Origin of the sequence: Acinetobacter sp. TWP2-2-3 (assembly GCF_049896445.1) — a bacterium.
GTDB lineage: Bacteria > Pseudomonadota > Gammaproteobacteria > Pseudomonadales > Moraxellaceae > Acinetobacter.
Genome location: NZ_JAFCUI010000009.1, coordinates 42,960 through 53,871, shown reverse-complemented (window position 1 = coordinate 53,871; position 10,912 = coordinate 42,960). Strand labels below are relative to the sequence as shown.

General features: G+C 45.4%; 12 protein-coding genes. 3 read left to right on the top strand and 9 right to left on the bottom strand.

The window, feature by feature from the left end; translation table 11 throughout:
• Positions 1-9: 9 nt before the first annotated feature.
• Both ACP7AK_RS12240 and ACP7AK_RS12235 read right to left on the bottom strand, forming a co-directional pair.
• A complete protein-coding gene (locus tag ACP7AK_RS12240) occupies positions 10-705 on the bottom strand; it encodes a GntR family transcriptional regulator (protein WP_004730660.1) in 696 nt (231 codons plus the stop codon).
• Between the two features lie 201 nt (positions 706-906).
• Complete coding sequence (locus tag ACP7AK_RS12235; protein ID WP_005247146.1) at positions 907-1,710, bottom strand: sulfite exporter TauE/SafE family protein; 804 nt, start codon at positions 1,708-1,710, stop codon at positions 907-909.
• 27 nt (positions 1,711-1,737) lie between these two features.
• Between ACP7AK_RS12235 and ACP7AK_RS12230 the strand changes: the two genes are divergently transcribed.
• A complete protein-coding gene (locus ACP7AK_RS12230; RefSeq protein WP_253113731.1) occupies positions 1,738-2,493 on the top strand; it encodes a biotin--[acetyl-CoA-carboxylase] ligase in 756 nt (251 codons plus the stop codon).
• Between the two features lie 14 nt (positions 2,494-2,507).
• Entirely contained in the window at positions 2,508-3,248 is a 741-nt protein-coding gene (locus ACP7AK_RS12225; RefSeq protein WP_129717274.1) for a type III pantothenate kinase, read from the top strand.
• Here the strand turns inward: ACP7AK_RS12225 and ACP7AK_RS12220 are convergent.
• The 3 genes from ACP7AK_RS12220 to ffh form a co-directional block, all read right to left on the bottom strand.
• The gene (locus tag ACP7AK_RS12220) at positions 3,202-3,807 is read right to left on the bottom strand and encodes an RBBP9/YdeN family alpha/beta hydrolase (protein WP_005104858.1); all 606 of its coding nucleotides are present in this window, start codon (positions 3,805-3,807) and stop codon (positions 3,202-3,204) included. The two genes, ACP7AK_RS12225 and ACP7AK_RS12220, sit on opposite strands and share 47 nt — an antisense overlap.
• Before the next feature lie 144 nt (positions 3,808-3,951).
• Positions 3,952-4,518 (bottom strand): RBBP9/YdeN family alpha/beta hydrolase, encoded by a 567-nt coding sequence (locus ACP7AK_RS12215; protein ID WP_425879991.1) that lies wholly within the window; start codon positions 4,516-4,518, stop codon positions 3,952-3,954.
• A 151-nt stretch (positions 4,519-4,669) separates the two neighbouring features.
• Entirely contained in the window at positions 4,670-6,076 is a 1,407-nt protein-coding gene (gene ffh / locus ACP7AK_RS12210; protein ID WP_004279196.1) for a signal recognition particle protein, read from the bottom strand.
• A 138-nt stretch (positions 6,077-6,214) separates the two neighbouring features.
• Between ffh and ACP7AK_RS12205 the strand changes: the two genes are divergently transcribed.
• Positions 6,215-7,024, top strand: a complete 810-nt coding sequence (locus tag ACP7AK_RS12205) for a cytochrome C assembly family protein (protein ID WP_004730673.1) — start codon at positions 6,215-6,217, stop codon at positions 7,022-7,024.
• 60 nt (positions 7,025-7,084) lie between these two features.
• On the opposite strand, the gene ACP7AK_RS12200 is transcribed toward ACP7AK_RS12205, so the two are convergent.
• The 4 genes from ACP7AK_RS12200 to paaK form a co-directional block, all read right to left on the bottom strand.
• Positions 7,085-7,846, bottom strand: a complete 762-nt coding sequence (locus ACP7AK_RS12200) for a class I SAM-dependent methyltransferase (RefSeq protein ID WP_004279194.1) — start codon at positions 7,844-7,846, stop codon at positions 7,085-7,087.
• A gap of 131 nt (positions 7,847-7,977) precedes the next feature.
• Positions 7,978-8,586, bottom strand: a complete 609-nt coding sequence (locus tag ACP7AK_RS12195; RefSeq protein WP_191112318.1) for a DapH/DapD/GlmU-related protein — start codon at positions 8,584-8,586, stop codon at positions 7,978-7,980.
• A gap of 31 nt (positions 8,587-8,617) precedes the next feature.
• A complete protein-coding gene (gene paaX, locus ACP7AK_RS12190) occupies positions 8,618-9,556 on the bottom strand; it encodes a phenylacetic acid degradation operon negative regulatory protein PaaX (RefSeq protein WP_004279192.1) in 939 nt (312 codons plus the stop codon).
• A gap of 63 nt (positions 9,557-9,619) precedes the next feature.
• Positions 9,620-10,912 carry a phenylacetate--CoA ligase PaaK gene (paaK, locus tag ACP7AK_RS12185; protein ID WP_425879990.1) on the bottom strand — a complete coding sequence of 431 codons (1,293 nt, stop codon included), beginning with the start codon at positions 10,910-10,912 and terminating at the stop codon, positions 9,620-9,622.

Below are 10,912 nucleotides of genomic sequence, written 5' to 3'. Positions count from 1 at the left end.
TGTCCTGATTTAACGTCGTGAGCGTCTGGCCCACGCGAGTTCAATTTGTTTCATCCGTGTCAGAGATTCCAACACAAGGTTGCGCAAGTGTCGACAAAAATCTTCCATAAATAAAGTGGCCTGATGGCTTTTTCGTATCAAAATTGCTTCAGTGACCAGTTTAAATAAGTCGAAAGATTCCTGTAACTCGCGTCTGGAAATATTCAGGGTCAGAAAATAGCTCCGACGCAAAGAAGGCAGCAGTTCCTGATAGTAGCGCATCAGATAAGGATTCCCGACCATCTCATGCTGCTGGGCCATGCCCTGAAAGATCAGATCATAAAACTTTTCGGTGTGTCCTTGGCGGGTTTCTGCTTCTAATTGCTCTAATAATAGCTGAATGCGCTCAGCTTCATGCACACGCCAGGTTTCCGCCATGCGATGCACCATCTGCCCGAGCAATAACGAGGTCATATCAAATAAGGCACGCACCTGCAAGGCCGACATTTCCGAGACAATCGCCCCACGGCGCGGAAAGATTTCAATCAGCTGGGTGCGTTCCAGCAAAAGCAGGGCTTCACGAACCGAACCCCGACTGACATCAAGCTCCGAGGCAATCCTGAGCTCCTGTATACGTTCGCCTTCGACCAGTTCACCGCGAATAATCTGTTCACTAATGTGCTTGGCAATCTGCTCAGACAAACTCTGCGCTTGTTCTAATGGCATACCGTTCCTGTCTTTATTTTTATGGATACTGGTTTAGCCCTTGATTTGGACTATGTTGCTATTAAACGGGTTTTTATCCATAAATACTTTGACATTGTCAGACAATCTTATGTCTATATAGCCAACTCAAGCCCATAAAAAAAGGAGAATAGTCATCTATTCTCCTAATACGGTACATCAGTCCAACCTAAAAGGTTTAAATCAGGCCATAAAACCTTGATAAATAAAATACAGGCCGACGGTGGTCAGTAGTGCAGCAAAACATTTTTTTAATACGGCCGGTGAAAGCAGATGTGCCACTTTTGCCCCTAGCTTGGCCGTGAAAAAACTCATCATGCTGATACCGATAAAGGCATAAATATGAATATAGCCAATAGTATTTGGCACGGTGACCTGCGCCTGTTTACCAAACCAGATAAAACCCAGTGCACCTGCGACGGCGATCGGCAATCCACAGGCCGCAGAGGTCGCCACTGCTTTTTGCATCACGATTCCGCAGCGATTTAGAAATGGGACTGTCAGACTTCCCCCGCCAATCCCAAAGATCGCCGATGCCACACCGATCCCACCACCTGCAGCAATTTGTACCGGGGTTGAAGGCAATTTTTGATTCGGATCGATCTGAATATGCGCTCCCCTGAACATTCTAAATGCCACCCAGACCGCAAAGAAGCCAATCAGTAATTGCAAACCCTGACCAGATAAATAATCGGCAATCCCCGCCCCCAGGAAAGAACCAATGATCAGACCTGGCGCCAGATTACGAAACACGGGCCATAGCACTGCCCCTCGTTGATGATGCGCCATCACCGAACTGATAGAAGTCACAATAATTGTTGCCAAGGAAGTACCCACCGCCATATGCATAATCACGCTGGGATCGTACTGAAGCTGGGTAAAAACAATGTACAGGATCGGCACAATAATCAAACCACCGCCGACCCCAAACAGGCCTGCGGTGAATCCGGCAATTGCACCAATCAATAAATATATGATTAACTCCATAACGATATTTACCACGTTTAGATTCAAATGGATGTAGAAACTCGTGAACTGCAACAACGATTAAGCGATGCAGGCCAACTCCCGGAAGTATTACTCATCAAACCGATTACTACATCGACCAATGATGATGTGCGCGAATTGGCAACGAAGGGGGTACAGCAGGTTCTGGTATGCAGTCATGTGCAGACCCAAGGCCGTGGACAGCGTCAACGTCAGTGGATTTCACCTGAAGGGAACATCTATTTAAGCACATTGCTGCATACACAAAAACCCATTGATGGTCGTCTGGCGCTGGAAATTGCGTTAAATATCCTGCAAATGCCAAGTCTAAAAGGCCTGGAATTACAGGTAAAATGGCCGAATGACCTGTATAGCCTGCATGGAAAATGGGGCGGTATTCTGGTCGAGCCGGTTTCAACGACACAGGTGGTGGTCGGGGTCGGACTAAATATTGATCCTCTGCCCACCAACCTTCCAGACCAGCTGGTCAGTTCCCTGAGCGAGCTGGGTTTATCTCGCACTTCAAGAGTCGAGCTGATTGCCCAGTTATATCTGGCGATTCAACAAGCCGGGCAATGGTTTAATTATGGCAGTCAAAACCTGGCGGCGCGTTTCAATCGATCGGCTGCATTTATGCAACAAACGGTTGAATTTACCGATGTGCAAGGGCAATATTCCGGTACTTTTCTGGGGATTCAGGACGATGGTGCAGTCAAGATTTTGACCGATCAGGGAATCCAGACCTTTTATCAGGGACAGCTCCGCCTTAAACACGGTGGATGAACAGGCATACAGCAATGAAAAAATTATGGTTGGATATCGGCAATACCCGGCTTAAATACTGGATTACCGAGCATGATCAGATTATTGAACAGGCAGCAGAATTACATTTACAGTCCCCTGCTGATTTGTTACTTGGCCTGATCCAGCATTTCAAAGCGCTGGGCTTGCATCAGGTAGGTCTATCCTCTGTCCAAGATAAAATCAATAATGAGCGCATTCTCAGCATTTTAGAAAGCCTGCATATTCCAGTGATTTTTGCTCAAGTACAGGCAGAATATGCCGGTCTGATCTGTGGCTATGATGAACCTTCGCAACTGGGCATTGACCGCTGGTTACAGGTACTTGCAGTGGCGACGCAAGCGCATGAAAATTATTGTGTGATTAGTTGCGGTACGGCGCTGACCATTGATCTGGCGCAAGGACAACAACATTTGGGTGGATTTATTCTGCCAAATCTATACTTGCAGCGTGACTCCCTAATTCAGAATACCAAAGGCATTAAAATTCCGGATGCCGCTTTTTCTGAACTCAATCCTGGACGCAATACCATCGATGCGGTACATCATGGCATCCTACTTGGTCTGCTGAGTATCATCGAAAAAGTATTGCGTGATTTCCCTGCACAGTTGGTTTTAACTGGTGGAGATGCGCCGCTGTTTGCGCAACATCTCGCTCAGTATCAGCCCCGGATTGAACCGGATCTTTTGCTTAAAGGCCTGCAGCATTTTGCAGCTCATTTGCCAGACACTGTTTGATAATGTCCAGCAATTGCGGAAAATCGGCAAAGCCATCGGACTTGTTGAAATGCCCGGCTTTTTTGATCTCAAAAATTTGTGCATTCAAGCTATGTGCTAAACGCAAGGAAATCGGTGCAGGCACATAGGGATCATTACTGGAGATCAGCATCACCGCACGTTTATAGCTATACGGCAAGTTTTTCAGATCGAGTCGCACAGCCTGCAGTATTTTATTCAGTTCTGACCAGGCCACCAGCGGTGTATCAAAGGCCGAGACCAGAATGATGCCGCCGATCTTGTGTTGCTGCTGAATATAATGTTCCTGTAAAAAGTTTAAAACACTGACGCAACTCAGGCCATGTGCAACTAAAAAGGTATGTTCATCCATCTGCGGAATGTGCAGTTTCAGATTCTGCTGCCACTCTTCTAAATCAGGCTGAAAAGGGTTGGCCAGCATAATCCGTTTAGACTCAAAACCGGCATTTTTAAGCTGGCGACTGAACCAAGGGTACCAGTGATCATTGGAGGTCGCCTGATAATCCGGCACGATATAGACTTTCTTTATTATATTTTTCATAGTGATTTACTTATTATCATTGAACGCAAATTGCGTCGACAAAAAATAAGTTTTAACCAGTCTGGAGATGGAATTCAAGTGCCTTTTTGAACACCATCTCATGTTAAATTTTAAAATTTAGCGAATACAATAACATGCCTAAATTTAAGATTTAATCAGATAAGGTTCGATTACTTTCCAGAGTTCTGGCAAATCAGTACAGCCTTGAGAATCAATAAAATGTCCGTGATGCTTGGCATTCACCACAATGGCATCCAGACTGTCCGCCTGTTCCAGACTAAATTCTGGTGCAACCCGGTCATCTCCTTCGGAGTAGATCACCACACGCTCTGCAACCTGTTGTTTGAGTAAATCAAAATTGATTTCAGCGGCATCAATAAAAGGGTTTACTTCATCCAGGCGGTCCAGCCGGCCATTAAATCCCGCGATCAATACCAGTTGCTGAATTTTCTGCTGTTTTAATTCTCTGGATAGGTAATGTAATGCGGCTACAGTTCCCAAGCTATGTGCAATAAAGATACTGTCCTCATCAATTGTATCAATCTGTTCACGCATTTGCTGATCCCAGGTGTCCAGTGTCGGTGTAGTTGATGGATCGAGCCGGAGGACTTTTAAACCGACATTTTCCTGTTGGGCTTTTTCCTGAATCCAGGGGTACCAGTTTTCTTCCGGGCTTGCAGTATAACCATGTACGACAATTACTTGGTTCATTTGAAATTTCTCTTTATTTTGTGCTGATATTCCCGAGTCTGCCTGATCGGATTTTTATTTTGGGTAAGTAAATGTTGTTTTGTTTAAACCGGTTTGACTATTTATTCGCAATAAAAAAAGGCGCATATTGCGCCTTTTTTTAAAACAAAACTTATTTCTTGTCATTGCCGCCGAACAATGGACCCATACCACCCCCGCCGCCAAACTGTTTCTGCAAGCCGCCGAGTGACTTCATCATTTTTGCCATACCGGATGGATTGGCAAATTTTTTCATCATCTTGGCCATTTGGGCATGTTGCTTGATCAGCTTGTTGACTTCTGCCACTTCCATACCACAACCTGCTGCGATACGTTTTTTACGGCTTGGGTTCATCAAGTCCGGGTTACGGCGCTCTTTGATAGTCATCGACTGGATAATCGCTTCCATTTTCTTGACCTGCTTTTCAGGATTGGCTTGCGCCAACGCATCTTGCAGACCGGCATTGCTCATGCCAGGAAGTTTGTCCAGGAAGCCCATCATGCCGCCCATCTTGTTCATCTGCTCAAACTGCATCAGCATGTCTTCAAAGTTGAAGCTGCCGCCTTTTTGCAGTTTTTTCGCCATTTTTTCGGCTTTTTCTTTGTCGACCTTGCGTTCAAGTTCTTCGACCAAAGAAAGTACATCACCCATACCGAGAATACGCTGTGCAACACGCTCAGGATGGAATGGCTCCAGGGCATCGAGTTTCTCACCCATACCCAAGAATTTGATTGGCTTGCCGGTAATCGCCCGTACTGAAAGCGCTGCACCACCGCGCGCATCACCATCAGTTTTGGTCAGGATCACACCAGTTAAAGGCAAGGCATCATTAAATGCTTTGGCGGTGTTTGCCGCATCCTGACCGGTCATGGCATCGACCACGAACAGGGTTTCAGTCGGGTTAATCGCTGCATGCAGCTCTTTGATTTCACCCATCATGTCATCATCGATATGCAAACGACCTGCCGTATCGACAATCAGCACATCGGCAAACTGGATTTTTGCCTGTTCAATCGCGCGATTCACAATCGTAATCGGTTTTTCGTCTGCGCTAGATTCCAGGAAAATCGCACCGACTTCACCCGCGACAGTCTGTAGCTGTTTGATCGCAGCCGGACGATACACATCGGCAGAGACCATCGCGACTTTTTTCTTTTGACGTTCTTGTAAGAAGCGTGCAAGTTTCGCTGCAGTTGTTGTTTTACCTGCACCCTGCAAGCCTGCCAGCAGGACAACCACAGGTGGTTTTGCAGCGAGGTCGAGGCTTTCATTGGCCTCGCCCATCATTTTGGTCAATTCGTCATGAACGATTTTGACAAAAGCCTGCCCAGGAGATAACTGAGTCATCACTTCCTGGCCCAATGCTTCTTCCTTAACTTTCGCGATGAATTCACGAGTTACAGGTAACGCAACATCGGCCTCAAGAAGCGCCATACGCACTTCACGTAACGTATCTTTAATATTGTCTTCGGTTAGCTGCCCTGAGCCAGTAACATTTCTTAAACTCTGCGTGAGTCGTTCTGTTAAGGTATCAAACATTGCAAAATCCGCTTAAAATAGCCATGAGCAAAAAATTGTTTCTTAAAATAGAAAATTTATGCATAGAATGCTATAGGATACTGTAGTTCGCAGCGAATTTATATAAATGAATATTCATCACCCTTAAAAAGGTTTGACATGGTTAGCCTCCCCTTGGTTTATACGATCTTAGCATTAGTCGCTTACACCGCTTCCTTCTGGTATCTGTTCATTCATTTAATGTCTAAACGTGCTCCTAATCAATGGTTTGTCTCGCTAACCGCACTGCTTGGCCTGGGCTTGCATGCGCTGGTTTTATATGGCGATATGCATACCCCGCTGGGCATCAATTATGATGTCTTTGCCCTGTTTTCCTTTACCTCTGGTCTGATGCTGTTACTCAGCATTATTTACAGTACTTATCGTCCAATTATTGCCCTGAACCTGATCGGGATTCCGGTGGCTGCGACCGGATTAATTCTTGGCTTTGCGTTTACTCAGCCTGCAAAAATCATCACACAAAACTCTTTGGGTCTGGATATTCATATTATCCTGTCTTTGTCTGCTTATGCGGTATTGCTCATGGCGACTATTCAGGCCGTAATTTTACGCTTTCAGGATCGTGAGCTGAAAAAGAAGCAAAAACGCCGGGTCTGGGTCAGTTTGCTACCCTCTTATCAAGACATGGAATCATTGCTGTTTGATATGCTGATGACCGGTTTTGTTTTACTTACCCTCGCTTTGGGCTTTGGCTTTTTTACTATCGACAATTTCTTTGCTCAGCATCTGGCACATAAAACGGCGTTCAGTATCATTTCCTGGCTTGTTTACGGTTCACTATTAATTGGACACTGGAAGTTTGGCTGGCGTGGCCAAAAAGCTGTGCGCTTTACCCTACTCGGTTTTGGCTTGCTGGCACTGGGTTTTATTGGTTCTAAATTTGTGCTGGAAATGATTCTAGGGCGATAATTCTGAGCCGTGAATATTCAATTCATTGTTCAATAAACAGATTCTAGCTCTAATATTTTTTTAAACGATTATACGCCCCGCACGCACTGATAATGGCCAGCGAATGACTCTGGGCAATTCTGGATCTTCCCATTCTGGCAATAAGGCATCTGCCAGTACATTTAATGGATTATGTCCGAGTGCTTGAGTTGCTGCTTTCACGGCTGACCAAGTACTCATATAACCAATTAACTGATAAAAATTCCATTCAACCTGCAATACCGGTGGCTGAGTCGCAATTTCCTGAAATGGAAATGGTAAATTTTTATATCCTTCATCTACATGGCGACGTTCAGGTGGCCAGTACGGTGCAAGCGTGACTTCATAAAAATGCTTAAAATAATGATTCAGATGGGGCTCATCCACACTGAATACGCCATAGCTAATTAAAGCCAGAATGGCATTGGGTTTAGCAATCCGGCGAACTTCTGCGTAAAATTTTTCCAGATCGAGCCAATGCGCTGCTTGAGCCACCGAAATCAGATCAACACTCTGGTCAGCACACGGAATCTTTTCAGCGAGTGCCTGACCATACTGAATTTTTGGATGCGGTTTGGCTTGGGCAAGCTGTTCAGCACTCGCATCAATAGCAAGCACCTGATCAAAGTAATTCGCCAAAACTTCTGAAAGCTGTCCAGAACCACAGCCGACATCTACAGCCAATTTAGTACCTGGTGACAGCTCTGCCAATAGCTTTCCCAATGCATCCGGATAATGCGGACGAAACAAAGCATAGTCCTGTGACTGCTGGGAGAAATGATCTTTAAATTCCCTATTTTCCATATATATGCTTTCCAGACCAGTTTTATTTCAGTCTAAATAGACGGTCAGGGAATGCAGTTGGAATTTGGTTTCAGTTACTTCCTGTTTTTAAAATGCAGAATTCATCTATTTAATAGAATCATGTTCTTAACTTAGTCATTCAAGCTATTCTGCTTGATCTGATAATCTGCCTTAAACGCTTTGTAACTGAGCCGGTCTGTGGAGACTTCTGTTAAAGGACTGACCTCCTGCATTGAGGAAAGACAGCGCTCTGTCAGCTGAATATATTCTTGTGTCCCTTTGCTTTTCCAAGCAATTTCTTTGGTGTCCAGGGGACGGATGACCCGTGCTGGACTACCGAGTACCAATGAATTTTCCGGAATTTGGGCCTTGGCTTTAACCGTACTATTAGCACCAACAATGGTATTTTCACCAATCTCGGCTTCATCAAGAATCACGCTGTTCATGCCGACCAGTACATTTTTACGAATGATACAGCCATGTAAAATCGCGCCGTGTCCGATATGGCCATACTCTTCGACCAGCGTGACGCTACCGGGAAAGCCATGGATGGTACAGGAATCTTGAACATTGGCATTTTTCTGGATGTGAATCCCGCCGAAGTCGGCTCTTAAAGTAGCGAAAGGCCCGATATATACGCCCTCTTCAATCACTACATCCCCGATCAGAACGGCTTGCGGATGCACATAAGCGTGAGGGCTGACCACAGGAATCACCCCATCAATGGCATAACACGGCATTATTTTATTCCTTTAAAAATGCAGAATTAGATTAGCTAACGGCTTCCAGTCGCAAACCGCCAAAACGTTTATAAAATTGTGGATGTACCGGCGGCATCGAACCTTCCGAAGTTCGGGCGATCTCCATAAAGAACTCATCCCCTGCCGCAACCACCGTTTGATATAAATTACTGCTCAGATTACGGGCATTCAGGGAAAGCCAGTTGGATGGCAATAATTCAAAAGGCAGATTCGGATCTTTTAATAAAATCCGGCGGAATTGATGAATCAGCAAAATACGCAACTGAAAGGCCTGAACCGGATCCAGCTCATCTTCCTGTTCCACCAGATGAAAGAATTCCCGGAAATCCGCAATAAATTTTTCATAGCGCTGATGCAGTTCCTGCACCGGCCAGTTGGTGGCAACCATGCGTTTCACGGTTGGATAGGATTCCTGCCAGAGCTGCAAGGTTTCGGCCTTAAACACCACGACTTGGTCGGTCATTTTCAGGTTCAGCAGCAGGTTTTGCAGTTTCTGGTGATCACAGCCCGGATAGGCCATGACATTAGTGGCGATATTGGCAAAGCCCAGCCATTCCAGTTCTTTTTTCAGAACCAGTTTATTTTCCAGTTCCACTGAACTGAGCAGCACCAGATCCCACTTCTGATCCCATTCGGTATGCTGAAAACTGTAAATTTTTTGATCCGCCATAATAAAACGCTGGCGGCTGCTTTCGGTTACGCGATAATAACTGGTGCGACCAATTTTCTCAGACATCAGCCAGCCATTTTGGACCAGACGAAATACGGCAGTCCGTACCGATCGTTCATTAAATCCGAAGACATCCATGAGCTGAATTAGACTGGCCAGACTGATAATGCCACCCCGGTGAAAAATACAGTCACCAAAGATGGTCATGATTAATGAGGTTCCGCTGAGTGCTTCAGTTTGAATAAAGTCATCAATTATTTGTTTTAATTTCGGATTCATTGCGTTTAACTTTACCTTATAGAAACTGGATGATAGACCATTTGGCTATCATCCAATAGTACTTCATGCAGACTTGCGGATATCAAACACGCGCTGTGCCTTGCCTTCAGAGCGTGGCAGACTCCCTTCAGGTAACACTTCGACACTTACGGTGATTCCGACCATGGTTTTAATCTGGCTTTTCAGCTGAGTTGCCAACTGGTGCGCCATAATGTCACTGCTATCTTTACGCATTTCGGTACGGATATGCAATGTATCCAGATGTCCCTGTTTGCAAATCTGGATCTGATAGTTCGGAATCAGTTGCTGGATCTGTAAAATCTGCTCTTCAATCTGTGATGGGAAGACATTGACCCCACGAATAATCATCATGTCATCACTACGGCCGACAATCTTGTCCATACGGCGCATGGTGCGTGCCGTGCCTGGCAATAAACGGGTCAGGTCACGGGTACGGTAACGGATTACCGGCATGCCTTCTTTAGTAATTGTGGTAAAGACCAGTTCACCCAGTTCGCCATCTGGCAGCACTTCGCCAGTTTCCGGATGGATAATTTCAGGATAGAAATGATCTTCCCAGATGGTTGGGCCATCTTTGGATTCCAGACATTCCATCGCTACGCCCGGCCCCATCACTTCTGACAGACCATAAATATCCAGCGCATCAATGCCTAAACGCTCTTCAATTTCCTTGCGCATTTCATTGGTCCATGGCTCTGCACCAAAGACACCGGTTTTAATCGAACAGTTTTTGGCTGTGCCAAATTTCTTCTCAAGCGCTTCAATAATGTTCAGGCAGTAAGATGGCGTAACCATCAGTGCTGTCGGTTTAAAATCATGAATCAGTTGCGCCTGTTTATCGGTTTGTCCGCCAGACATTGGGATCACCGTTGCACCCAAGCGTTCAACGCCATAATGTGCACCTAAACCACCCGTAAACAGACCATAACCATAAGACACCTGGATGATATCTTTACTGCTCAAGCCGGCTGCACGTAATGAACGCGCCACTACATCTGACCAGACATTAATATCATTTTGGGTATAACCGACTACGATCGGCTGACCGGTGGTGCCAGAAGATGCATGCACACGTACAATCTGTTCCTGTGGCACAGCGAACATGCCAAACGGATAGTTATCACGTAAATCCTGTTTGGTGGTAAACGGGTATTTGGCCAGATCTTCCAGTGAGTTAAAATCGTCTGGATGCACGCCAGCATCATCGAATTTCTTTTTATAAACCGGGCTATTCTGATAAGCATGTTGCAACGTCTTTTTCATACGCTGTAGCTGAACACTGCGTAACTCATCAACCGATACTTTTTCAATTTTTTCCATTGCATTGTTATTCAT

Coding starts and splice junctions, on each gene's coding strand:
- ACP7AK_RS12205 (WP_004730673.1), top strand. CDS start 6,215: ATGGTTAGCCTCCCCTTGGTTTATACGATCTTAGCATTAGTCGCTTAC.
- ACP7AK_RS12235 (WP_005247146.1), bottom strand. CDS start 1,710: ATGGAGTTAATCATATATTTATTGATTGGTGCAATTGCCGGATTCACC.
- ACP7AK_RS12225 (WP_129717274.1), top strand. CDS start 2,508: ATGAAAAAATTATGGTTGGATATCGGCAATACCCGGCTTAAATACTGG.
- ACP7AK_RS12230 (WP_253113731.1), top strand. CDS start 1,738: ATGGATGTAGAAACTCGTGAACTGCAACAACGATTAAGCGATGCAGGC.
- ACP7AK_RS12220 (WP_005104858.1), bottom strand. CDS start 3,807: ATGAAAAATATAATAAAGAAAGTCTATATCGTGCCGGATTATCAGGCG.
- ACP7AK_RS12195 (WP_191112318.1), bottom strand. CDS start 8,586: ATGCCGTGTTATGCCATTGATGGGGTGATTCCTGTGGTCAGCCCTCAC.
- ffh (WP_004279196.1), bottom strand. CDS start 6,076: ATGTTTGATACCTTAACAGAACGACTCACGCAGAGTTTAAGAAATGTT.
- paaK (WP_425879990.1), bottom strand. CDS start 10,912: ATGAATAACAATGCAATGGAAAAAATTGAAAAAGTATCGGTTGATGAG.
- paaX (WP_004279192.1), bottom strand. CDS start 9,556: ATGAATCCGAAATTAAAACAAATAATTGATGACTTTATTCAAACTGAA.
- ACP7AK_RS12240 (WP_004730660.1), bottom strand. CDS start 705: ATGCCATTAGAACAAGCGCAGAGTTTGTCTGAGCAGATTGCCAAGCAC.
- ACP7AK_RS12215 (WP_425879991.1), bottom strand. CDS start 4,518: ATGAACCAAGTAATTGTCGTACATGGTTATACTGCAAGCCCGGAAGAA.
- ACP7AK_RS12200 (WP_004279194.1), bottom strand. CDS start 7,846: ATGGAAAATAGGGAATTTAAAGATCATTTCTCCCAGCAGTCACAGGAC.